Consider the following 22,407-nt stretch of genomic DNA (forward strand, 5'->3'; position numbering starts at 1 on the left):
GTAAAACAGGATGGACAATAATTATAATAGGTTCATTTCCAGCATCATTAACAATAACCCGCTGGATAAGCCTGGTAATAATTATTCACCACCGATTCCTTTAATTTTCTAATATTGAAGAATGAGACGCATATTTTTACCTATACTGCTTGCATTGACAGTCTCCTGTAGCACCACAAAACTGGCCGTACCTGAAAGGTTCAGTAGTCAGGCCACCCGTTATCCCGTGAAAGGACTGCAAGGCTGGATGATCAACCAGCACCTGAAATTTGGTAATTACACCACCTCCCGCATCAAGAGAGGTTGGGGGGTTATGTCCAATGTGCGGTATAATAATATCCCCATGCCCCCCCAGGACATACTAAGTCAGATATTTGGCCTGGAAACGATGCAGGCAGGAAAGAATGAAAAAGCGAAAATAAGGTATACGCTGACTAACGCTCATAACAGTGCAGAGATCTTCGGTATAGAGACTTACAACAGCGAGAACATCGTGGTGAACGCCCGCCAGATTCCTGTAATAGGCGGCGAATACACGACCTTACTTAATTCCAGTTATCTTTATAAGGCAGCTATTGTGCCCACTGATACCAGCGGTACCGGAATATGGTCTATGGTGATGGCGCGGAACTATGACGTTAGCAGAGATACCGCCCGTCGCATCTTCGATGCCAGCTACATAGACGAAATAGGGTATGCTACGAATGGCCGGGATACTATAAAAATAAGACCATTGAATCTTAATACCTTTGAGGCGAAAAGCGGCAAGGTATCTCAAACATGGTTGGGAATTAAGGTGCTGTCGGGATATGAACTGAGTACAGCCGACGGTGTGGTCGGGATCATCGATACGATTGATGAGGCAATGTGGTTCTACAATGAACAGGAAGAAAAGCAGCAATTTATTCTCGCTGCGATGGGATGTGCCATCTTTTTGAAACAAATCGAAAAACTGTAAGCGAACACTCTTATCCAAGCCACATTGCAAAGCCAGGAGCAGGACATATCACTACTCATTGAAGGCTGCCTTGCTAATAACCGCAGGGCGCAGGAACAGCTATACCGGCAGTTCTATGGCTTTGCTATGGCTATTGCGATGCGTTATTCCAGGAGCGAACAGGATGCGGCCGATATACTGAGCCATGCCTTTGTGAAGATCTTCAAAAGTATGCATACCTATGATCCTGGTAAAGGATCCATGCATGCCTGGATCAAACGCATTGTCGCCAACGAGGGACTTGATCATATTAAAGCCCAGGGAAAATTCAATCCTGTTGAACTGGAAGATACTATCGCGCCGTCCATTGACAATACCGTTATAGCCCGGCTGGAAGCGGAAGATATCATGACACTGATCCAGCAACTACCCCCTGCTACACACGCCGTATTTGTGCTATATGTCATAGAAGGTCATACACACAAGGAAATAGCCACTAAACTTAATATCAGCGAGGGCACGAGCAAATGGCACCTGAGCGAAGCACGAAAAACACTTAAACAAACATTGCAGTTACAAACTGAATGAATAAAAAAGAAACATATGAGATCATTATCGCCGAAAAGCTGGAGCAGCTGCCTGTTCCCGCTTTGGAAGACGCTATCTGGAACAGGATAAGCGCACAGCTGGACATTGACATGCCTGAAACACCGGCACAAAACCCTCCGACTCCGCCCAATAACGCATTCCTGAATAGCGTCACACTTTTTGTATTACTGACAGCACTTGCCACCTGGCTGTTCATCCACAATTATCCACCAGCTGCTCCGACACCAGCAGGGCACCAGGACAGCCTCTACCAGCAGTATCCGCCTCCGGTAGTAACACCACCACCTGCTCCTACACCGCCTAAAACAAGAGCGCCTAAAACGATGACAGCTACCCCGGATACACTCAAGGCGGCAACACTGGCTCCTATACTCATTCCTGTAACCAGGGATAGCCTGCCTTCTGCTCCTCCTGAGCTGATGGCATCTCCTCCTGCGGCCATCATGCCTCCGGCAGATGTACCGGCGAAGAAAAAGCCTGCAGGCGTACCTGGATTAAAGGATGATGATTATAAAATTGCACCCAAAAGATAAGGGGACTTTATGCTTTATATCTGGCCACAAAAACTGAATACCTACTGCGGATCACATCGTACCTCCGCTAGCCTACAAAAAGAATAGGCGCGGTATACACCAACGCCTACACTGCATTTATTTATGTACTATCCGGTACAATATAACCTGCTAAAAAACTACTTCACATTTCTGGTCAGAAAATCATCTATCAGGGAAGCGATCACGGTACCATCTTCTTCGAGTGCGAAATGCCCGGTTTCCAGCAGATGTAATTCTGCGTCAGGCAGATCCCTGAGATAAGCCTTTGCACCGCTAGCCGGGAAGATCTCGTCATTAGCACCCCAGGTGATCAGGGTGGGTGGCTGATAGGTGCGGAAGAACGCTTGCCATTCAGGATAACGTTCCAGATTTGTTCTGTAAGAATAGAACAGGGCGAGTTGTATATCCACATTGCCGGGACGGTCTAATTTATGCTGGTCATGTACCCATGTATCCGGATTAATTTTTTCCGGTTGTCTAACACCAGTCAGGTACTGCCATTTGGTAAAGTCCAGCTGTGATGTAGCCTTCATACCGCTCCTGATCGCTTCGTTTTCCGGATCAGCCCAGAATGCTTTGATGGGTTCCCAGAAGGGAGACAGCCCTTCCTCATATGCGTTACCATTTTGGACCAGTAGTGCCTGTACGCGTTCAGGATGCCTGGTGGCAATACGGTAACCGACAGGCGCACCGTAGTCCATCACATACAAGCTATATCTGGTCAGTCCTTTTGCAGTAATAAACTGATCTATGATATCGGCCAGGTGGTCAAAGGTATATTCAAACTCACTGACCAGTGGCATGCTGCTGTTACCGAAGCCGGGATAGTCAGGCGCGATCAGGTGGTATTTGCCTGACAAGGCGGTAATGAGGTTACGGAACATAAAGGAAGAGGTAGGATAACCATGCAGTAACAGGATGGTGGGATCCGCCGGGGAACCTGCTTCGCGATAGAAGATCTCCTGTCCTTCGATAGTCAGGGTTTTATATACAACATTGCTGATGTCAATACCCTGTTTGGCAGTTATGTGTGTCATTGTGATATGTATTTATGTATGTATACATTATGTACTATTCAGTACAATATTGGATAAAAAAATTTATTGCAGTACCTGCAGGCTCATTTCGAGCATTTCTTTAAGGGTCTCGTAATCCGGCCGGCTTCTCCTGGTTACATTCACGCCATTCCATAGATTGATCAGATATTTACCGATCACGGCTGGTTTCGCTTTATTAGCCAGCTTGTTGTCTGCCTGCGCCTTCCTGACCACCTCTGTGAAGATCGCCTCTGTCCTGGCCAGCAAATGAGCTGCGACCGACCTTGTGTCCATATCGCTGTCAGAAAGCTGTACAAGTGCATTACCGAGATAGCAGCCTTTCATGATCTTCGCGTCAGGTGCATCAGCCAGCGACATGAAAAAGTCTTTAATGAACTGTACAGGATCTTTACTTTCCGCCAGATCCTGTTTTAACTGCCTATCATACATGTCTGAGAACAGTTGCAGCGACTTCTCATATAACTCCTTTTTACCGCCTTTAAAGGCCAGATAAAAGCTTCCCTTGCCTATATGCATCGCAGCCAGTAATTCATCAGCCGAAGCGGCCTCATATCCTTTTTTCCAGAATACCTCAACTGCCTTCTCTACCACTTCTTTCTCATCAAATATTTTTGGTCTGCCTGCCATGTCTGATCATTTACGTCACAAAAATACATATTGTACCATTTAGTACAAAACATATTCTGTTTTTTTCTTCCCGGAAATTTTCTTACTTATCTATACAAAGGGGGAATTGTCAAAAATGATCAGAGGGGGTAATTATGGGACATTATCCTGGCCATCAGGAGGACAGGAAAGCCTGTTTGGACGAACAAGCGACGGCCAAGCGACGAACAAGCGACGAACAAGCATCCTTCTAACGTCGGACTAGCAAGGGTTTCAACGCATTTATATATCTTTAATAAGTACTAAACGCCTTCGGTCTGAGCAATGAATTGAAGCAATATATCAGCCGAAGATCTGTTCTCTGCGCCTGCTGATGCCTGTCCCGCCCACATATTGGTGAACTCTTTTCTGTCAGCCTGCTGCGCTTTGGCTCTCAGTCCGGCCGTGATGATATGCTGTATGGGATAAGGAGGGATGCGCAATCCAGAAGCCTCCACCGCCTCCATGAACTGATTCCGGATGCCTCTGGCCCAACGCCCTGAGAAGGCCCGGGTCAAGGCACTGTCAGTCACCTGTGCCTTTGGTAATGCCGTTTTATAGGAAGGAATAGCCATGCTCTCATGACTCGCTATGAAAGCTGTTCCGATCTGCACAGCCTGTGCTCCCAACTGGAAGGCTGCCCTGATCGTACGCCCACTCTTAATGCCTCCCGCTGCGATCACTGGAATGTCCACATGGGCGGCGATCTCCGGCACAAGCACAAAAGTACCAACCATGGGTAATGGCGCCTCTTCCAGGAAACTACCCCTATGTCCGCCCGCCTCAATACCCTGTGCGGCTACCGCATCAGCACCGGCCTGCTGCACCAGTACTGCTTCCTGTACGGAAGTAGCAGTACCAACCAGTATAATACCTTGTTGCTTCAAGGCGGTCATACTCTCTGCATCTGGAATACCAAAGGTAAAACTGACGATAGTTATCGCTTCTTCTATCAGTACACTTAACTGCTCTTTGTAATTGTAAAACCTGAGTGCATCCAGCGATAATCTGTCAAATACCAGCTGATTGTCCCGGGCGAATGTCTCCAGGAAATCCTGCATCGCTTCAGCATCGGCATGGCTGTACTCAGGTACGCCGTTTGTGAACAGGTTCACGGCAAAAGGCTTGCTGGTGAATGATTTTGTCTTACGGATCAATTCCCTCGTTCGCTCCGGCGATAATCCACCAATCGGCAGAGAACCCAGTCCTCCGTTCTGCGAAACAGCTGCCACCATTTCGGGCGTCGTAATACCCAGCATAGGGGCCTGAATAATGGGGTAGTCAATTTTCAGCTGCGCTGTCAATTCGTTTTTCCATTCCATAATCCGTGCTTTTAGACCTTACAAAAGTAAGCCAAAAAGACATGCATGATCATTGCTCTTCCCGATACAACACCATACCCCCATGATACAGGACACCTTCCCTGAAATCGCCGTCAGCAGTAAAACCGGTATCATCTCTATAGTCAATGTGATCGCCGGTAATCGTATAACTTCCCTGATAGGCACTTTTCTTCTTACCTCTTGCTTCATCATACCTGCCACCCGGCAGTAATTCATGACGGACATAACCATCTGCGGTCACCCACATACCGATATATTTGTGTTCTTTTTCCATTGTATATTTATTTTGTGTGAATAACATTATTGCTGCCATTACTCCCCTTCGGCGCTGCTCCACTATTCAGCTGCACCTTCATGGCCAGATGCAACAGCTGACTGATATAGTTCCTTAGCAGGTCATACTTGTACATGTAGTCGGATGATATTTCTTCCAGCATATGCACAAAGATGTCTGTCACTATTTTCTCCTGTGCGCCGGTGAGATAATGCACTGGCTGTCCACCCGTCTTAAACATGGGAAGTGCCTTTATCTTTTCTTCCATCTGCACGGTAAAAAAAGGCATGCTGAACATACAGCAGAATCCTTTTCTATCTACCGGCAACGATCCCCATGTAAAAGACGTATGTGGATTAAAAAACACCAGTGTGGTACCTGGCAGTACCATATTGTCTGCGTGGTGATAGTGATCACTTCCCCTTATCAGGCCTATGCTGTAAAAGTCCCGGCGTTGTGTCATCTGTACTGTATGCGGCTGACATACGTCCTCCAGTCTGAATACGGCAATATTACCTGCCTGCTTTTCCGGATGTATGTCCTGTCGTTTAAAGACACGCTTACAGCATTGTTTCAGCTGTTCTACTTTCGTTCTCAGGCATACCACTACCGCTGTTGATAAAAGGAAGTTCATAACCTACGCTTCTATTGCTGTAGATAATGTCAGTTCCTTCCATGTTTCCAGCTCGTGCTTAATGGTGTCCAGCTTCTGCTGCGCAAGGCCATATGCGTCTTCGCCGAGGTATAAGTATAACGGTGGATTATCTACTGCTGCAATCTCAATCACCGCGGCGGCTGCCTTTTCTGGATCACCTGGCTGATTGCCATCAAGGGATTGCTGATGCTGTAATTGTGACTCACGTACATTGGTATACGCTTCGATCATGTTCTCGGGAGCGACCAGTGAATCAGATGCCAGGAAGTTTGTTCTGAAATAACCAGGTGCTACAATGGTTGCGTGTATACCGAATGGTTTTACTTCAGCAGCCAGGGCTTCTGTCAATCCATTTACGGCAAATTTAGTAGCACAATAAATACCGAATCCGGGGAAGGAACCTACGAATCCACCGATGGAAGAGAAGTTGATGATATGACCAGTCCCTTGTGCTCTCAGGTAAGGCAATGCCTTTCTTACCACATGCAGTAATCCAAATACATTTACATCAAAATTCTTACGGCCTTCTGCATCGGTCAGCTCTTCCAGACCACCTACCAGTCCATATCCTGCGTTATTCACAACCACATCTACACGTCCGAATCTGTTCACGGTAGTGGCCAGTGCGTCGGCAACGCTTTTCTCCGAAGTAAGATCTACGGCAAGTGGCAGAAAGTTATCATCTTTACCAACTGCTTTGATCAGTTCTTCCACGTTTCTTGTCGTGGCCGCAACAGGTATACCCTGTGCGAGTAACTGTTTTACAATAGAGAGGCCAAATCCTTTAGAGGTACCGGTTACGAACCATACTTTTTGCTGTTTCATACTTTGTTTCTTTTGTTTGATACAAAGTTACAGCGGCATCACAGGGGCATTATTACATCATTCAAAGCATTACTTATATCTTTCAAACAGCAGTTATTCTTTATAAATTTCTGTAGGCAGTAGGCGTAGTATCCAACTGTTTACGGAAGAATTTATTGAAATGTGCAGGCTCTTCAAACCCCAGACAATAGCTGATTTCAGAGATATTCCAGTCTGTATGTCTCAATAATGTCTTTGCCTCGCTGGCGAGCCTTTCGAAAATATGTTCGGTAGTGGTACGTCCTGTCGTTTCCTTAATAGCACGGTTCAGGTGATTCACATGGACGGACAGCTGTTTGGCAAAATCGTTGGCAGATCTCAGTTCAAAACGCTGGTCCTGTGATTCGATCGGGAACTGACGTTCGAGCAGTTCTGTGAATACGGATGTAATACGCGTCTTTGCATCACTCTGGTGATACAGTTTTTCAGATGGCAGCAACTTCAGTGCATAATGAATGACCTCTGTCACGTAGTTCATCAGCAGATCATATTTATGAACATAGTCCGACTGGATTTCTTCCAGCATTCGTTCAAAGATGGCGCTGACCTGCTGGTCCTGGATGTCATTGAGAAAATAGGCAGGTTTTCCGCCTGGTGCGAACATAGGAAAATCAGTCAGACTACCCCGCATTCTTTCCGTAAAGAAGCCTTCTTTAAAAATGCAGAAGTAACCGGTGGTATCGGGAGAAAGAGACTGCCAGGTATAGGGTACATTCGGATTAAAGAACATCAGTGTCGTACCTGATACTTCAATGCTTTTATCTGCATAGTGATAAAAACCGCGTCCCCGGGAAAGAGCGATCTTATAGAATGACCTGCGGCTATAGCGGGGCGCCTGGCCACTTGCATGCACCTTCATATTAAATACATTGAAATGCCCCGTTTCCCTGCCCAGGTTCGCCGGCACTTCTTTTATCTTATTCTGATAAAACTCTTCAAGTGTTTCTGTCTGCATGAGTGATGTTATAAACTTAAGAAATGGTCTGAATGCCAAAAGGGGAATTACCTGGCTGAAAAAATCCTGGTTGTTATTTTATGCGAAATTAAGACGTAACTGCCCGGCAAAAATTACGAGAAACAAAGCATTACTTATAAAATTCAAACAATTGAGACTTTCAGCAATAGCAAGTTTCGGGTTTTCCACCCCTTGGGGCTTTTCTATATTTACAGAAAAGTACGATGGAGAATATAGCAGAACGCTTACACAGCAAAGACTGGGAGCAGGTACATACACATATGCATGAGCATGGTTACGCATTGGTAAAAGAGGTGCTTTCCGACACAGCATGCGTTGAACTGATTGAATTATACAATAGTGATAATACCTACCGTAAAACGATCTCTATGGAACGCTATCGTTTTGGTTCGGGAGAATATAAATACTTCCAATATCCGCTGCCGGACCTGATCAATACTGTCAGGGAAACGGTCTATCCTTATCTTGTTCCGGTAGCGAACAAATGGATGGAGGTATTACAGTCTGATCACCGCTTTCCTTCCGCCCATTCCATGTTAAGAGAACAATGCAGAGAAAAAGGACAGGATAAGCCTACGGTGCTTATATTAAAGTATGGCACCGGCGGCTTTAACACCCTGCATCAGGACCTTTATGGTGATGTCTGGTTTCCGATGCAGGCGGTCCTTTTTCTGAATGAACCCGGAGAAGATTATCATGGTGGGGAATTTGTTTTAACAGAACAGATCCCACGAGCGCAATCAAAGGCGAGTGTCATTCATGGGCACAGAGGGGACATGTTGTTGTTTACCACTAACTTCCGGCCGGTGAAAGGCAGCAGGGGATATTACAGGGTGAATATGAAACATGGAGTAAGTCCGTTACATAGTGGCAACAGGCATACACTGGGTATCATTTTTCATGATGCGCAAAGCTGAAGGAATGCCATCATCAGGAATTGGGATGTAAGAATTGTCAGCTACTACCAGCTAGTCGCCAGGATTGTCGTATCAACTCCAGCTCATACAAAAAGGCGCCTGCGATATGCGGGCGCCTTTTATTATTTCCAATGGAAAAAAATGTCTTATATCTCTACGACGATATTACCTGTTTCTCCTTTGCGTACGATCAGGGTCAGTGCCTGATCTGCCGTTTGCAGGTGAAAGTGACGGGGGTCTAATAAAGGCAGTATCTGTCCTGCTTCCGCCATTCTTGTAGCTTCTCTTAAAATGGCACCATGATGTTCTCTTCCCATACCTGTCAGCATTGGCAGCAAGGTGAAGACACCCGAATAGGTGGCAGCCTTGAAGGACAATGGCGCCAGGCTATGTGAGCCCCAGCCCAGGGAACTGATCACGTGTCCGTTATTTTGTTTGATGGCTTCAAAAGAAGCATCCAGGGTATTGCCTCCTACGGTATCAAATACGATATCAAATCCGGCACCACGGGTATACTTGTCCACATATTCCTGTACATCGACTGTATGCTCAATGAATGTTGCGCCGAACCATTCAACGATAGCCTGTTTATCGTCAGTATCAGTAGCGTATACATCTGCGCCGAATGCCTTGGCGATCTGTATGGCCATCTGTCCTATTCCACCAGCACCACCATGGATGAGCACTTTCTGGCCCTCTTCTATTCTGGCTTTATCTACCAGTCCTTCCCATGCGGTCACGAATCCGAAGGGGATTGCTGCCGCTTCGCGCATAGTCAGATTTGCAGGCTTTCTTACTATCAGTTCTGCATCTACCGCTACATATTCTGCAAGTGAGCCTTTTAAGCCAGCCACACCACCAGTCATACCAAATACCTTATCGCCAGGGGCAAAGCTGGTGACACCCTCTCCTACTTCTACTACTATACCCGCCATATCAATACCCAGTATGGCTGGTAATGGTTGTTTTGCAAGCTCCGCTTCACCTGCTTTGATCTTCACATCCAGTGGATTCACACCACTTGCCTTTACTCTGATCAATACCTCTCCAAAGTCCGGTCTTGGCCTGTCTATTACCCGATAAACGAACGGGGCGCCGTAATCCTCCAGGATTAGTGCGCGCATGTGCTCACTAGTCATAATTAGTCGATTATTCTTTTATTGTGCTACTTTATATCTCGATAGTTAAGGATACATGACGATATACGACAGTTATTGTCTAAACGGGCAGTATGCTATAGTCAGCTTCCTATCAATTTTATCTATTGCCAAAAGTATTCCAGTTTGCAAATATCTGTAAAACAATACTTTCCACAAACGACAAGTTGACACGCTGACTATATTTCGTCAATTAGTCTATATTTCCACGACATATAACATATGCAAAAGATCATTATCTTACCCATATAAAACGCCTGCTCTCCTGCTTTATACGCTTAAGTATAGTCACGCTGCTTTTTGCACAATCCAAAAATGCTAAAAACTAGTAGTTACTTTCCACCAAAAGACGCCTGGCAGCAACGCTCTCCTCATACACCGGGGCTAAATGCTGCAAAACTGGCAGCTGCCATACAGTTTACATAAGCCAATGAGACGAGAGTCCCCGTAATAGGAAAGTGGCACAGGTACTGAGTTTCGGCAAAGAGCCTTTCAGCAATGGTGTCGGTACTTTCTCTACCCGTGGTGATGCGACAGGCATTATTGTATATAAAGGTTATATCGTGGCTGAATGGGAGCGCCCTTCCGGGTGGACATGACACACAGTGTGACAAAAAGTTTTCTGTCAGAGTTGGTAGGGCTGGCGGTGGCGTAAACCGTTACCATAGGCGCTTAAGAGCAGCATCATGGACGAGACAGGCGCCTCCAATACCTGGAGATGGACGGCGCTGACATTGCACAGAGGTAACTGGAACGGAAAACAGCTGCTTTCCGAACAGTGGGTGAAACAATCCCTGACACCTACCACTGTCAAACCTACCTATGGATACATGAACTGGTTCCTGAATACAGGAAAAGAGTTATTGCCTGGCGCCCCCGCTGATGCTTTCGTCCATATTGGTAACGGAACGAATTTCATCTACGTAGCCCCGGGTCACGATCTCATAGCAATCGTGAGATGGATAGAAAATAGATCGATGGACGAGATGGTAAAACATATACTGGCTGCCATCCCGCAATAGCCCTTTAGCAGGGTATTGCTTCCGGCATCAATAGTTTACCCAGATTGATGCGGGCGATTCTGAAATTACGCCATTGCTGGCTATCGCATTCCAGAGGAGATATTTTACTGATGAGCAGGTCGAGCTGCTCAAATAGTAAACGCTTGTTAGTAGCGATTTCCGCTGCGGCTGATACAATTGCTTCTACTGTCGTGTCGTTAAATGCCTTCTTTATATCTTCAATGACTGACAAAGCCTGTTCACTTGTTCTCATAATTTGTCGATACATTTTCGGCCGCAAATATACCGCTACCTTTTTAACCATCCAACACATTAAAGAGAAGATGAATATATTTATCAAAAACGTTATATTTGCCAGGAACAATCCTATACTTTATGAAAACCATCTACTTTCTCCCTGTTCTGCTCATGAGCGTATGGTGCAAGGCACAGGATGGCCTCTACCCGTATGCTGAAAAAAACAAATGGGGCCTTACAAACAAGAAACATAGTGTTATTGCTGCGCCGCAATTTGACAGCATACACCTGTTCAATGGTGATTATGCCCGTGTGGAAAATAACAGAAAAGTAGGATTGATCCATTCTTCCGGCAGGATCGTCTATGCGTGCAATTATTCGGATATGCCTTTTGTTGCACCTAATGGTATGGCGGTAGCGAAAGTGATGAAAGGATATGTACTGCTGGACCCTGCTACTGGTAAACAGAAAGGATCACTGATATTTGATGAAATACCGGGTATCAATCCGATGTCTAAAGCTACTAACCTGCTGCTCGTTAAAAAAGAAGGTGCAATCGGACTGATTGATATGACAACAGGTGATCTTGTGAATAAAAAGCTGAAATATGACGATGGTGAGTTTTTTGAAGAGAAGTCCCTGAAAGATCTACTGATTGTTGGTGTAGACGGCAAATATGGTGTGATCACTGCGGTAACTGCTAAAGAACTGATCCAACCGGTATACAGCGAAATAAGAGGTATTACGGACGGTACACGTGATTTTATCAAAGCGACTACAGATGATGAAAGAGTTGTTTACTTTGATGCCACCGGCAAGGTAGTACCTGCTGCACAGGCACAGGCAGCTGAGAAAGCAGATGAAAATGCACATGGAGATCATTCATCCTCAAACAATACGGGAGAGAAAAAAGACCTGCATATTTACAAAATGCCGGGTGCTGATAAATGGAGAGTTGTGTTGGAAATGACGGAGTTCCAGCGCCGTGGACGTCCGCTGGATAGTACGGATCTCAATGGCTATTCCAAACTGGAATACCTGTCATACAATGAAACCCTGCCTAAATTTCCGGGTAAGATAAAAGCGGTCAAAGATGGTAAAGCAGGTGTAATTGATATGAAAGGAAATGTACTCGTTCCATTGATCTATGATGATGTGACCTACAGAGAAGATAATATCGGGCACTATGCATTCATCGAAACAAAAGTAGGTAACAGAGTTGGCGTGATTCCTGCAGAAACCATGAAGGAACTGAAAAAGCCCGTACTCGTGCAGGTAATTGATGAAGATGTGAACCGCCAGGCGCTGCTGGTACAAACAGCCAGTGGTACAAGAGGATATATGGATAAGGCCTCCGGCGAAATCTATATCCCTGGTTACAAAGACTAATCAGCAGTCAATATAACCCAAAAGGCCTGTCTGTGACAGGCTTTTTTTATTCCTATTCCTCCAGTAAGGCATTCACGAGCGCCTTCCATTGCAGTTTCGAAATACCAATGGCGCCAGTGGCGCCGACAACGGCATTACGCACCTTGTCCAGCGTGTCTTCCACATCTGTATTAGGCATCTCATTCCTACCATATACGGTCGCCGTCACCTTTTCACCATCCCTTGTAATCACAAACGAACTGGTGGCTTCTTCCTTCAGAAAATGCGCGGTTCCCGCATGTTGCTGCTGCGGATGTCCCGAAGGGCGGGCCCTTATGAAAAATAGCTGCTGTGCATCATTCAGCTGTATTTCTTCCACTTGTTCTATCAGCACCCAGTCATATCCTTTGCCCACACTCGTGCCTGGTGCGGGAATATCAATGCGTATGAACAGTCCGGCATTGGCCGTTTCATCAATTTCTTCTCCCAGTTTATCAACCAGCTGGAAGGAGGAAGATAGCGCACCGCACATTTGTCCCCATTCATTCACTTGTTGCAGTCTTTTCACTGCCCGTTGAAAAATGGCACCAGCGGCCTGTTCGCTGGAAGCAACTCTCTCTGCGGATGTCTCTGTTTCCTCTCCCGTATACTGCACGGGTATAAAAGGCGCTGAAATTGGATCTGCCATATTATAGAGTTATGATAAGTTACCTGTAAAAATTTCATGCCAGAACAAACACTGTTGGAACACACAATGGAAGATGCGGTAGTGGTTATTGAATATACAGAAAGAAAGTCAGAAAAGAGATACAGGCAGTAGCCGGATAGTAATCATATATAAAAAAAACACCGGAATAGGACTATTCCGGTGTGCTGCTTAAACCTACAACTGTTACATTATCTGTAATCAAATATTTTTATGAAACAAAAGTACGGGAGCATTTCTGTACTGCTGCTGTACGAAGTCTGGAATTTATTGGACAAATCACGGTTTTTTACTTTTCGTCAGTTTCTTCATGTGTATTTATGCTTTTTCCTGCAATGAAAAACGCCGGCCCTGTAATGGACCGGCGACTTTCGCGGTGAGCTAAGAAAAATAACATTGATTATCAATCAAATAATGTATTAATAGGTTTTATGCTGCCGAAATCAATACTCTCCGGTTCCACGATTAAAAATACCGCGGACAACGTGCATTATCCACCTTGTTATTATGTGGGAATAATATCCCTATAGACAGCTCATGCGAGCCTCTCTGATATCTGGACATGCCATTGGTGGTAAGATCATAGGAATACCCCAGTCGCATATTATCAGATACAAATACTTCAGCCATTGCACTGATCGCATTGCCCATCCGGAGTTCGGAAGGCAGCGCTGGCTTCCCCCATAAGTTAAAGCCGGCGCGGTAAGATGCTCCAAGCCATAACCGCTCCTGCAACAGCATAAATACGTTGAAGTCGACATTTGTCGGACCTTTGAGATCTTCCTTAATCAGCACTGAGGGTTTCAGTTTGATATCGTTGCTCAGATATACTACAGTCCCCCCACTCAGGTAGATATGGCGGGACTTCCGTAAGGTAGAATAAAGTGTACCATTACCAAAGTAGATCTTTCCTCCTGTATAGGCAGAGAACAGGTCCATTATTGAGAATCCGATGAAAGTCCTGTAGGAATTGTAATAAACACCGAATCGGGCGTCCGGTACCAGGGTACTTTGTTTACCTAATACCAGCGCAGGATCATCAGCGTCCACATATTTCCGGGAACTGCCATCCACCGCATACTGTGTGGCACCTAGGCCCAGGCCGAAGGACAATCTGCTGTCATTCGGCAACGGAATACGATAGGAATAAAAGCCATACAGTGATATCGACTCCTGCGGCCCCAGTTTGTCCCATGTTACCTGTCCGCCCAAGCCGATCTTTTTGGAGTACACATCAGTTACACCATCCATTGCAATGGTGCCTGTCTGCGGAGCTCCCTGAAAACCGGCCCATTGCTGCCGATAGGCACTGTGCAGATACAGCTCCTCCCTGTATCCTGCATAGGCAGGATTCACACTTAAACCGTTAAATACATACTGACTGAACTGAACATCCTGTTGCGCCTGCAACTCACAGTTCGCAACGAGTAAAAAGATGAACAGTAGTAAGCCATTTTTCATAACACTATTTTTGGATCAGTTCTATGTATCCTTTGTAGACCTTTACTGCACGCGCCATATTAATCTTCAGCACGTAGTAATAAATGCCGCCTGACAGTCCTGCACCACTCCAGTTGTTTGAATAATTCACGGTGCGATACACCTGACTCCCCCAACGGTTATAGATTTCCAGCTCTGAACCAGGGTACTGCTCAATCCCTCTGATAAAAAAATAATCATTTTTACCATCTCCGTTTGCAGTGACCACGTTCGGAATGAACAGGTCAGGAGAGATCGTTACAGGCTGAATAGCAGACTCGTTATTGCTCAGGTCCGGATCTGTTTCCCGGCCTGATACCGTGGCCGTATTTTCCAGCATGCCACCATATACGATACGTGTGGTAAAGGATAGCTGCACTGGTTTATTTACATATACCGTATCAATATTCCAGACTACCTGACGTGTACGTGTATTAAAGAAAGCGCTACCTCCGGTAGCAGTCATGTTCACATCACTGATCTCTTCCACCATGCCGGAAATATCATCGGTGACAATCACCTGTGTGGCATGGTCCAGACCTTTATTATTCACCGTCAGTGTAAACGTTACAGGATCACCAACTGTTGGAGCCCGGGCAATCGTCACACTTTTTACAATAGACAGATCAGCTGAAATGCTGTTGCTGTATTCAATATACCTGGTGCAATTCCCCTTACTGGCAGGATCAGTCACTGTAACGATAATACGTCCTGTGCCTACTACATTGGAAGATAGCGTACTAAAGTTGCCCGATGCATCAGTGTGCGTTGTCGTGATGCTGCCATCAGGATAGGTAACCAGTATATCTGCCAGCGGTATAGCCGTACCAGTGATCCGGAGCAGGCCACCGTCCTGCTTGACAGGATCGTTGACAACAAATACCGGAAACAGTTCTGACAGTTGCACTTTTAATGAAGCTGCACAGCCCTTCTGATCGGTCACTGTAACTGAATAGTTACCTGCCGGCAAATTGTTAATCCTGGTATTGGTTGCACCTGTACTCCACGCCACACGGTATGGTGGTGTGCCACCAGTTGCCGATAATGTGAGCGCACCTGAGTTGTCGCCATGACAGGTGATATCTCTTTGAGTCACGATCAGCGCAATGTCCAGCGGAGCAGGCACTTTTACCGTCTGTACAACGGAAACGCACTGCTTTTCGTTCATCACCTGTACGGAGTAATCTCCCCCTCTGAGTCCTGAAAAAGTATTCACATCTTTCCAGTCACCACCATTCAGACTATATTTATAACCACTACCTGGCGCAGGTATGATAATATGTCCATCACTACTGTTAGCACAGGAAGTAGTGGTGGTATTTGTTGTGAATACCGGCATTGGTGGTACTTCTACTATAAAATCAGTTTTATTGCTGCAGCCGTTAACAGTGGTTACTTCATATACCACGTTAGCCGTTCCCGGCCCTATACCTGTTATATGCCCGGCAGCATTCACCCGCAAGATCTGTTCATTACTGCTGCTCCATACCCCACCCTTTGTCAAACAGCTCAGATCTGTTCCCAACGGATCAATACACACCATGTTATTACCTGTTATAGCAGCGATCACCGGCAGGCCCTCTACTGTCAGCGAAGTGGTGGTACTGTTAGAACATTTGCCATCGCTGAACTGATAAGTGACCGTGTAAGTGCCTGGCTGACTATTCACCAGATCGATCGATCCTGTATGCGTATCTATTGCCAGTCCGGTAGCGGCACTGAACATGCCTCCGGTAGTACCTGTCACCGTTACATCCGCCGTACCTACTACACAAAACACCTGTTTGGCATAAGTGATTGTCGCCTGTGGCAGCGGATCTACTGTAACAGTCGTTTGAATGCTGTCCTGACAACCATAGGCATCTGTTACCTGGTAGGTTACAACAGTGTTGCCGGCTGCCAATCCATTCAGCATACCATCATTACCAATGGTGGCTACTGACAGATCATCATTACTCCAGGTGCCACCAGTCAGTGTATTCTGTAATAACAGCTGGTCTCCCTGGCATACGTTCGCCAGGCCGGTAATGGCAGGTATTACAGGAAGATCATGAATAGTCAATGTTGTTGTAGTAGTATTAGTACACTGACCATTAGTAAAAGTATACATCACTTCATGCAGACCAGCAGTGCTATTCTGCAGATCAATCTCACCTGTCACCGCATCAATTGACAGTCCGCCGGAGCCAGTATATGTGCCACCGGCAGTACCTGTTTGCTTAACAGCTGCCGTACCCGTCTTACAGAGATCAGTTGTATAACTGATGGTTGCTTCCGGCAGTGTATATACATTCACCGTATCCGTCATAGCAGAAGCAGTACAACCTCTCGCATCTGTGGCAACGGCGATATATACATAGCTGCTGCCTGGAAAGGCTGGAACAGCTGTCGTTTGTTGTGCATGATCATCAGTAATGATACTTGCTGCCGCTGGCAACACTGACCATCTGAAGGTGTAGGGTGCCGGTGTGTTAGTGGCTGAGACAGATAATACAACCGTATCCACCGGACAAACCGCCTGGCTACCAGTGGTGGCCACCACATCAGGTAATGCATATACCGGCAATGTTGTAATAGCGGTGGCATTACAGCCTGTTGCATCGGTTACCGTATAGGTAATATCTGCATATCCAGGGCTTACTGCAAGCAGACGGCCATTGCTGTCTACTGTTGCTACCGCAGGATTATTGGTAGACCATGCACCACCACCTGTGCCATTAGTAATGATGGCCGTACTTCCTTCACAAATACCCGGTTTCGCCGGATTCAACATACTGGCAGGCAATATACCCGCCATTGGAATAACCGCGATATCATCCAGCGCAAGCTCATTACCATCAATACCTATGGCATTGTTCTGCAAATAGATATCCGCTGTATTGGCAGGGGCAATAAATGTAAACGTGTATTCAGTCCAGTTAGCACTGGTAATAGCTCCGGTCGCAAAACTGGTCACCATACTCCCATCGATAGCAGACATTCCCACCTGTACATCAGGCGCGACAGATGCAGCAGAATTGGTATTCGCTGCCCAGAAACTTAGTTTGTAGGGTTGCCCTATCAGCAGGTTCGTTAACCGCTTCCGGTAGAAATATTCTCTATGAAAAGCAGGTCTGACCAACATCATATTGCCGGTACCTGTTGTATGATCTGTCAATACACCAGCTCTGTCCGTCGGTTGAATAGTATAGTAACCATCGCTGATATCACTGGTGGGTTGATAATGATAGGAAGTCGCATTAAAAGGAACAGCAGCTGATGTACCAAAATCTTCAGTTGATATGACGCCACATGCCTGTGATACTGCCAGCGGATCTAGTAATGCCAGCTGTGCGATAACATGTACTGTTTCACCAGCGCTGACATTGATCGTCGTTCCGGGAGTTCCGGGTACAGGTGCTGAATTATTTCCCGGGTCATACAGTGTAAATCCGGACAAACCCCAGCCACCCGGTATGATGGTTGAAAGTGTATAAGTGCCGGCGTCTACAGGCAGTACGATCGCATTCCCCACCGTATTCAAAGCCGCCCGCTCATCATCGATCCAGCTACCGCCGCTGGTACGGCTAAAGATAATACCACTCCCGACCGGGACTGCGGATGTATTCCATACCTGTGCCGCTGCTGTCGTGCGGCTAAAAGAAGTATATCGGGTAACATCTGCTATCCAGTTCGTTCCGTTCCAGCTGTAACCATTTGCGTAGATAGTACCATCATCTCCGTATGCGACATCTGCTGTTCCCGGCGTACCCAAGCTGACGGCAGTACCTCCGGAAAAAGGTAATGTAAACACCTCGCCACTGAGTGCGCTGTAATAGGCAATATCGCCGGTTGCTGGTAGTAGGTCCAGCCGGGTGGCATTCACTCCCGTTGGAGTCAGTAATGTCCAGTCGTCTGTATAAGGTGCTGACAATCCATTGTTTTTCCAGATGGCGCCATCGTCCGTGACAATCACGATACGTCCTCCTCCAAAACTAATGCCTCTTGCCCTCAGACCACCATGTGTTCCCGGTGTATAAATAAGTTGCTGATCAATACCATCAAAGAAGTATGCATTCCCGTTAGCATCTGTATTCACAAATTGGCCGGGACCAGCACCATCAAGCGCAGTACCCGTCAATCCTGTCGGAACCCATTGACTGCTACCGGCTAACCGGTGACAGATCTGTGCGCCGGCCTGTAATGATATCCACAGTTCACCATCCCCCTGACCATTGGCGGTAACACCATGGCTGGCCCCGATATCATAAATGGCAGTAGTAGTAACAGGCTGGTCGTTGAGATAAAAACCGGGAATAGTAGTGGGACCTCCGTTTATAGAAAATTGAAAATCAGGCGAAGATTCTTCGTTGATCGCGCTGACATGTACATAGATGTATCCCTTTTGTGCTATGGCTGATGAGACAAAAAATAATACGGGCACTGAGATCTTCAATAATCTTATGGCAATTCGGTTCATAGGTACTTTGGGAACTACAGAAAACTGTAGGTGGATATTCACTTACTATACATCAATCCAGCGCGTAATATAGACCATATTTATGATATAAATGTAATATGATATCAAATTAGATACCCGTGACAGTTACGGAATACACGAAATCATTGAGACTGATTGTTTTCCATTTCAGCAGTTACTGATGGTGCTGATTTTAAAAAACCTTAATTTGGTAAGTGCCGTTGTGACTGACCGGCCTGAATATTGTAGTTTAATATGTAGTATCCCGTCTGAGGGAATTAAAACCTTAAAGATTATTCGATGAAAAAGCTCACTCTTCTACTTTTCGTCCTGGCGGTTGCCACAGGTAGTCTTTTTGCACAAAATGCGCCAGCAGATAAAATACTGGGTACCTGGCTCAGTGAAGAAAAAGATGGTAAAATAGAGATCTACAAATCTGGTAACAAATACTTTGGGAAGCTCGTGTGGGGTAAGAACATGTATGAACCAGATGGCAGTTCGCGCACTGATATCAAAAACCCCGATGAAAAGTTGCGCAGTCGCAAGTTGCAGGACCTGGTACTACTGACCAATTTCACCTATGATGACGGGGAATGGGAAGGAGGTAAGATCTATGATCCAAAGAGCGGAAAAACCTACAGTTGTGTAATGAAATTCAAGGGTACTACGCTACAGATACGTGGGTACATAGGCATCTCTCTGATGGGTCGTACAACTGTCTGGACGAGGAGTTAATGAGGAACGGGGAATTAGGAATTGGTCAGCCTTCCATGGTCTCACTATCAGCACCTTCCTTCATCTCTGTTAGAAACAGCCCTTAGCTAAGGTGGAGAGTTGTAAGCTGCAAATTCCTAATTCCCAATTCCTGATCCTATTTCCTGAAATTGAACGATCTGGAGATATTAAATCCGAAGAAAATATCTCCTTTATCCCAGCTGCCGTTTGTTTTAGACAGATAATAAGGTCCGATCATACCATTCGAATTGGTAAATACAAGCTGAAACACGTGTCCTCCAGTTTCAATATCTACGCCGAGGGAAAGTGAATTATATATTTTTGTTGACACTACCTGGTCAGGCAGCAGATAATTATATTCTGCTGTAAGGCTCATTCTTTTGGTAAACTTCATCCTGCCGCCTGCACTGATGGCAAACACGTCATTCTTATCTTCCGGTGTACCTACCAGATTATAATGGGTCCATGAAGGAGCCAGTTGCAGGGACAAGTTCCGTGAGAACTTCCGGGCTATGAGTAACTGAGAAGTATAACTGGTACGGAAACGTCCACTCAGATAAGGTTTGTCTGTATAGCGTTGTGTATAATGAGTCACCAGTTCATAAAGACTCAGTGAAACGGGTGTACCACCTGTGGATTGTTGTAATATCTTATACTTGATGTTGCCGTCAAATGCTTTGTCTACGGAGCTTCTTCCCACACCTGCGGATAACCTGTCAGTTATGCCATAATCCAGGCCAAATCGGATAGAAGCATTGTCCAGGCCAAACAGTTCGTATGCCCCTTCGTTGATCTTACCAAAGCGGTGCATAATCAGGAACTGAAGGCTTTTTTTACCAGGTGATTCTATAGTCGGAACGTTGATCAGCTGTGTTGCTTTGAATGTACCTGTCACGATATGGGATTTGTCCCCAGCGTTTTCAGATTCATTCAGCATTCTCAGCAGACTGGTGTCCTGCGCCGAAGCAGCTGTGTGTCCGAATAATAAACATAATATGATATAACAGGCTATCTTTTGCATATTCAAACTATTTTGCCGGCTGACATACCGCTGCTATTTGTATATTGATTTGTGACGCAATTTTATCCTTCACCAGCGAAGGTATTTTGATATTGTAATCCGATGGCTTTACAGCGAATGCTGCTTTCGCCGTCATCTTCCCTTCGTTCACTTCCAGTTCTGCTGGAATGTTCTGCACCTGTTGTGTTACACCATGTATGGTAAGTTGCCCGCTAACCTGTACTTTATAAGTACCTGGTGTAGTCTTTACATCACCAGTAAAGGTGCCTGCAAACTGTGCTTTGGGAAATTTTTCACTTTCAACATAGTTCTCATTGTAGTGCTCCTGCATCAACTGTTTGGGAAACAGGAAGTTTCTTTGCAACAATGTAAAGGCAACAGATCTCTTTGACAGGTCTACAGCAGCAAAAGCCTGTGTATTCTCTGCCTTGATGTCTTCCAGTGGCGTTTTGGAAAAGAAGCTGACATTGCCGTTCCTGGTCATGTATGTTTGTCCCTGCATAGGCAGATAGAACAGAGAGGCCAGTACAATAAAGCATATGGTTTTCATATTCACGTTTTTTAATTATTCTGTGCTCCGCGCGCAATCCACGCTTTTATTTTATTGATATTACAGTCGGAGAGTTTTGCACCACCCTGTGGCATTGGACTATATCCCGCAGCATGTGTAATAGCACCGATCAGATTACCATTATCTACCTGCGTTTTAACAGAAGCATAGTTACCCAGCGATACACCTCCGCTTACGTTACCATTACCATGACAACTGTAACAGTAGGTCTGTAAAATAGGCTGAACATTGGCACTGTAGGCCATATTTGCAGTATCGCAGGTAGTACCACCACCTCCGCCATTACCGGGGTTGGTAACATCCTGTTCATTATCTTTGGAACAGGAAATGATCAGGGTACAGCAGGTCATCGCTAATGCGATTAGCGTGAAAAACACTTTTTTCATAGTCTGAATTGTTACTTGTTATTTATAATAGTTGCGTCTACAATACTTACATCCATTAGTAAGCCGGTACACAGTCCTTTGATCATTACAGATTGTCCTACTTCCGGAAGAGGCCCCTCCTCTCCTGGCACAAGACTACAATTCACGCCTCCTGCACCATCTGCCTGTCCGGCCAGGAGGACGGACACTACCGCACCGTTTTTCTGCACGTCTGTTACAGTACCTTTTATTTCCAGTACTTTATTCACATACAGGCTATCCGCGTGCTGCTCGTTCATCGTAAATGCATCATACAGTTGTAAGGCAGAGAGATGTTTATCCGTATGCGCATGGGCAGCAGATGTCCTTGGCTTGTTATACAAATAGTATCCCGTACCCGCAGCGATAAGGCATAGCAACGCCGTTGCGAGAATGATCATTTTTCTTCGCGTCAT

24 protein-coding genes are annotated in these 22,407 nt (G+C 45.8%); 8 read left to right on the forward strand and 16 right to left on the reverse strand.

From position 1 onward, the window contains the following. The first annotated feature begins 121 nt into the window (after positions 1-121). Genes GWR21_RS11450 through GWR21_RS11460 form a run of 3 tightly spaced genes read left to right on the forward strand, consistent with a single transcriptional unit; the run spans position 122 to position 2,079 of the window. Positions 122-958 carry a hypothetical protein gene (locus GWR21_RS11450; RefSeq protein WP_162331881.1) on the forward strand — a complete coding sequence of 279 codons (837 nt, stop codon included), beginning with the start codon at positions 122-124 and terminating at the stop codon, positions 956-958. A gap of 24 nt (positions 959-982) precedes the next feature. Then, positions 983-1,525: an RNA polymerase sigma factor gene (locus tag GWR21_RS11455; RefSeq protein ID WP_162331882.1), complete on the forward strand. Its 543-nt coding sequence runs from the start codon at positions 983-985 to the stop codon at positions 1,523-1,525. Beyond that, positions 1,522-2,079 (forward strand): hypothetical protein, encoded by a 558-nt coding sequence (locus tag GWR21_RS11460; RefSeq protein WP_162331883.1) that lies wholly within the window; start codon positions 1,522-1,524, stop codon positions 2,077-2,079. Before GWR21_RS11455 ends, GWR21_RS11460 begins: the two co-directional genes overlap by 4 nt. Before the next feature lie 158 nt (positions 2,080-2,237). Here the strand turns inward: GWR21_RS11460 and GWR21_RS11465 are convergent, their stop codons facing one another. From GWR21_RS11465 to GWR21_RS31765, 7 genes are all read right to left on the reverse strand, one after another. Then, positions 2,238-3,137 (reverse strand): alpha/beta fold hydrolase, encoded by a 900-nt coding sequence (locus tag GWR21_RS11465; protein WP_162331884.1) that lies wholly within the window; start codon positions 3,135-3,137, stop codon positions 2,238-2,240. Positions 3,138-3,200: 63 nt separating this feature from the next. Beyond that, a complete protein-coding gene (locus GWR21_RS11470; protein ID WP_162331885.1) occupies positions 3,201-3,785 on the reverse strand; it encodes a TetR/AcrR family transcriptional regulator in 585 nt (194 codons plus the stop codon). Positions 3,786-4,066: 281 nt separating this feature from the next. Further along, positions 4,067-5,125: an NAD(P)H-dependent flavin oxidoreductase gene (locus GWR21_RS11475; RefSeq protein WP_162331886.1), complete on the reverse strand. Its 1,059-nt coding sequence runs from the start codon at positions 5,123-5,125 to the stop codon at positions 4,067-4,069. Between the two features lie 49 nt (positions 5,126-5,174). Continuing rightward, positions 5,175-5,420, reverse strand: coding sequence for an Atu4866 domain-containing protein (locus GWR21_RS11480; protein WP_162331887.1), 246 nt, complete (start codon positions 5,418-5,420; stop codon positions 5,175-5,177). Positions 5,421-5,427: 7 nt separating this feature from the next. After that, positions 5,428-6,054, reverse strand: coding sequence for a hypothetical protein (locus tag GWR21_RS11485; protein ID WP_162331888.1), 627 nt, complete (start codon positions 6,052-6,054; stop codon positions 5,428-5,430). A 3-nt stretch (positions 6,055-6,057) separates the two neighbouring features. After that, a complete protein-coding gene (locus GWR21_RS11490) occupies positions 6,058-6,900 on the reverse strand; it encodes an oxidoreductase (protein WP_162331889.1) in 843 nt (280 codons plus the stop codon). Positions 6,901-7,000: 100 nt separating this feature from the next. Next, complete coding sequence (locus tag GWR21_RS31765) at positions 7,001-7,894, reverse strand: helix-turn-helix domain-containing protein (protein ID WP_162331890.1); 894 nt, start codon at positions 7,892-7,894, stop codon at positions 7,001-7,003. A gap of 224 nt (positions 7,895-8,118) precedes the next feature. Here GWR21_RS31765 and GWR21_RS11500 point away from each other — a divergent pair, with 224 nt between their 5' ends. Next, positions 8,119-8,832, forward strand: coding sequence for a 2OG-Fe(II) oxygenase (locus GWR21_RS11500; RefSeq protein ID WP_162331891.1), 714 nt, complete (start codon positions 8,119-8,121; stop codon positions 8,830-8,832). Between the two features lie 146 nt (positions 8,833-8,978). On the opposite strand, the gene GWR21_RS11505 is transcribed toward GWR21_RS11500, so the two are convergent. Next, positions 8,979-9,956 carry a zinc-dependent alcohol dehydrogenase family protein gene (locus tag GWR21_RS11505; protein WP_238430304.1) on the reverse strand — a complete coding sequence of 326 codons (978 nt, stop codon included), beginning with the start codon at positions 9,954-9,956 and terminating at the stop codon, positions 8,979-8,981. 491 nt (positions 9,957-10,447) lie between these two features. Here GWR21_RS11505 and GWR21_RS31515 point away from each other — a divergent pair, with 491 nt between their 5' ends. Next, on the forward strand, positions 10,448-10,588 hold the full coding sequence (locus GWR21_RS31515) for a hypothetical protein (protein WP_238430306.1): 141 nt from the start codon (positions 10,448-10,450) through the stop codon (positions 10,586-10,588). 87 nt (positions 10,589-10,675) lie between these two features. Continuing rightward, positions 10,676-11,011, forward strand: coding sequence for a serine hydrolase domain-containing protein (locus GWR21_RS31520; RefSeq protein ID WP_238430307.1), 336 nt, complete (start codon positions 10,676-10,678; stop codon positions 11,009-11,011). Positions 11,012-11,015: 4 nt separating this feature from the next. Here the strand turns inward: GWR21_RS31520 and GWR21_RS11515 are convergent, their stop codons facing one another. Beyond that, positions 11,016-11,264, reverse strand: coding sequence for a hypothetical protein (locus tag GWR21_RS11515; protein ID WP_162331893.1), 249 nt, complete (start codon positions 11,262-11,264; stop codon positions 11,016-11,018). Positions 11,265-11,386: 122 nt separating this feature from the next. On the opposite strand from GWR21_RS11515, the gene GWR21_RS11520 reads away from it, so the two are divergent. Then, positions 11,387-12,637 carry a WG repeat-containing protein gene (locus tag GWR21_RS11520; RefSeq protein ID WP_162331894.1) on the forward strand — a complete coding sequence of 417 codons (1,251 nt, stop codon included), beginning with the start codon at positions 11,387-11,389 and terminating at the stop codon, positions 12,635-12,637. Between the two features lie 52 nt (positions 12,638-12,689). Here the strand turns inward: GWR21_RS11520 and GWR21_RS11525 are convergent, their stop codons facing one another. The 3 genes from GWR21_RS11525 to GWR21_RS11535 form a co-directional block, all read right to left on the reverse strand. Further along, on the reverse strand, positions 12,690-13,304 hold the full coding sequence (locus tag GWR21_RS11525) for a hypothetical protein (RefSeq protein WP_162331895.1): 615 nt from the start codon (positions 13,302-13,304) through the stop codon (positions 12,690-12,692). 483 nt (positions 13,305-13,787) lie between these two features. Next, positions 13,788-14,783, reverse strand: coding sequence for a PorP/SprF family type IX secretion system membrane protein (locus tag GWR21_RS11530; RefSeq protein WP_162331896.1), 996 nt, complete (start codon positions 14,781-14,783; stop codon positions 13,788-13,790). 4 nt (positions 14,784-14,787) lie between these two features. Continuing rightward, the gene (locus GWR21_RS11535) at positions 14,788-19,260 is read right to left on the reverse strand and encodes a T9SS type B sorting domain-containing protein (RefSeq protein ID WP_162331897.1); all 4,473 of its coding nucleotides are present in this window, start codon (positions 19,258-19,260) and stop codon (positions 14,788-14,790) included. 300 nt (positions 19,261-19,560) lie between these two features. Here GWR21_RS11535 and GWR21_RS11540 point away from each other — a divergent pair, with 300 nt between their 5' ends. Next, positions 19,561-19,995 carry a DUF2147 domain-containing protein gene (locus tag GWR21_RS11540; RefSeq protein ID WP_162331898.1) on the forward strand — a complete coding sequence of 145 codons (435 nt, stop codon included), beginning with the start codon at positions 19,561-19,563 and terminating at the stop codon, positions 19,993-19,995. A 136-nt stretch (positions 19,996-20,131) separates the two neighbouring features. Here GWR21_RS11540 and GWR21_RS11545 read toward each other — a convergent pair whose 3' ends face one another. The 4 genes from GWR21_RS11545 to GWR21_RS11560 are packed head-to-tail and all read right to left on the reverse strand — an operon-like array spanning position 20,132 to position 22,407. Beyond that, a complete protein-coding gene (locus GWR21_RS11545; protein ID WP_162331899.1) occupies positions 20,132-21,016 on the reverse strand; it encodes a DUF5777 family beta-barrel protein in 885 nt (294 codons plus the stop codon). Positions 21,017-21,023: 7 nt separating this feature from the next. Continuing rightward, the gene (locus GWR21_RS11550) at positions 21,024-21,566 is read right to left on the reverse strand and encodes a YceI family protein (RefSeq protein WP_162331900.1); all 543 of its coding nucleotides are present in this window, start codon (positions 21,564-21,566) and stop codon (positions 21,024-21,026) included. Between the two features lie 11 nt (positions 21,567-21,577). After that, positions 21,578-21,973, reverse strand: coding sequence for a c-type cytochrome (locus tag GWR21_RS11555; RefSeq protein WP_162331901.1), 396 nt, complete (start codon positions 21,971-21,973; stop codon positions 21,578-21,580). 11 nt (positions 21,974-21,984) lie between these two features. After that, entirely contained in the window at positions 21,985-22,407 is a 423-nt protein-coding gene (locus GWR21_RS11560; protein WP_162331902.1) for an OB-fold protein, read from the reverse strand.

This window comes from Chitinophaga agri (assembly GCF_010093065.1).
Lineage (GTDB): Bacteria > Bacteroidota > Bacteroidia > Chitinophagales > Chitinophagaceae > Chitinophaga > Chitinophaga agri.

Coding starts and splice junctions, on each gene's coding strand:
- GWR21_RS11520 (WP_162331894.1), top strand. CDS start 11,387: ATGAAAACCATCTACTTTCTCCCTGTTCTGCTCATGAGCGTATGGTGC.
- GWR21_RS11485 (WP_162331888.1), bottom strand. CDS start 6,054: ATGAACTTCCTTTTATCAACAGCGGTAGTGGTATGCCTGAGAACGAAA.
- GWR21_RS11490 (WP_162331889.1), bottom strand. CDS start 6,900: ATGAAACAGCAAAAAGTATGGTTCGTAACCGGTACCTCTAAAGGATTT.
- GWR21_RS11460 (WP_162331883.1), top strand. CDS start 1,522: ATGAATAAAAAAGAAACATATGAGATCATTATCGCCGAAAAGCTGGAG.
- GWR21_RS11545 (WP_162331899.1), bottom strand. CDS start 21,016: ATGCAAAAGATAGCCTGTTATATCATATTATGTTTATTATTCGGACAC.
- GWR21_RS11555 (WP_162331901.1), bottom strand. CDS start 21,973: ATGAAAAAAGTGTTTTTCACGCTAATCGCATTAGCGATGACCTGCTGT.
- GWR21_RS31520 (WP_238430307.1), top strand. CDS start 10,676: ATGGACGAGACAGGCGCCTCCAATACCTGGAGATGGACGGCGCTGACA.
- GWR21_RS11515 (WP_162331893.1), bottom strand. CDS start 11,264: ATGAGAACAAGTGAACAGGCTTTGTCAGTCATTGAAGATATAAAGAAG.
- GWR21_RS31765 (WP_162331890.1), bottom strand. CDS start 7,894: ATGCAGACAGAAACACTTGAAGAGTTTTATCAGAATAAGATAAAAGAA.
- GWR21_RS11550 (WP_162331900.1), bottom strand. CDS start 21,566: ATGAAAACCATATGCTTTATTGTACTGGCCTCTCTGTTCTATCTGCCT.
- GWR21_RS11470 (WP_162331885.1), bottom strand. CDS start 3,785: ATGGCAGGCAGACCAAAAATATTTGATGAGAAAGAAGTGGTAGAGAAG.
- GWR21_RS11480 (WP_162331887.1), bottom strand. CDS start 5,420: ATGGAAAAAGAACACAAATATATCGGTATGTGGGTGACCGCAGATGGT.
- GWR21_RS11525 (WP_162331895.1), bottom strand. CDS start 13,304: ATGGCAGATCCAATTTCAGCGCCTTTTATACCCGTGCAGTATACGGGA.
- GWR21_RS11475 (WP_162331886.1), bottom strand. CDS start 5,125: ATGGAATGGAAAAACGAATTGACAGCGCAGCTGAAAATTGACTACCCC.
- GWR21_RS11530 (WP_162331896.1), bottom strand. CDS start 14,783: ATGAAAAATGGCTTACTACTGTTCATCTTTTTACTCGTTGCGAACTGT.
- GWR21_RS11540 (WP_162331898.1), top strand. CDS start 19,561: ATGAAAAAGCTCACTCTTCTACTTTTCGTCCTGGCGGTTGCCACAGGT.
- GWR21_RS11500 (WP_162331891.1), top strand. CDS start 8,119: ATGGAGAATATAGCAGAACGCTTACACAGCAAAGACTGGGAGCAGGTA.
- GWR21_RS11450 (WP_162331881.1), top strand. CDS start 122: ATGAGACGCATATTTTTACCTATACTGCTTGCATTGACAGTCTCCTGT.
- GWR21_RS11465 (WP_162331884.1), bottom strand. CDS start 3,137: ATGACACACATAACTGCCAAACAGGGTATTGACATCAGCAATGTTGTA.
- GWR21_RS11560 (WP_162331902.1), bottom strand. CDS start 22,407: ATGACGCGAAGAAAAATGATCATTCTCGCAACGGCGTTGCTATGCCTT.
- GWR21_RS11505 (WP_238430304.1), bottom strand. CDS start 9,956: ATGCGCGCACTAATCCTGGAGGATTACGGCGCCCCGTTCGTTTATCGG.
- GWR21_RS11535 (WP_162331897.1), bottom strand. CDS start 19,260: ATGAACCGAATTGCCATAAGATTATTGAAGATCTCAGTGCCCGTATTA.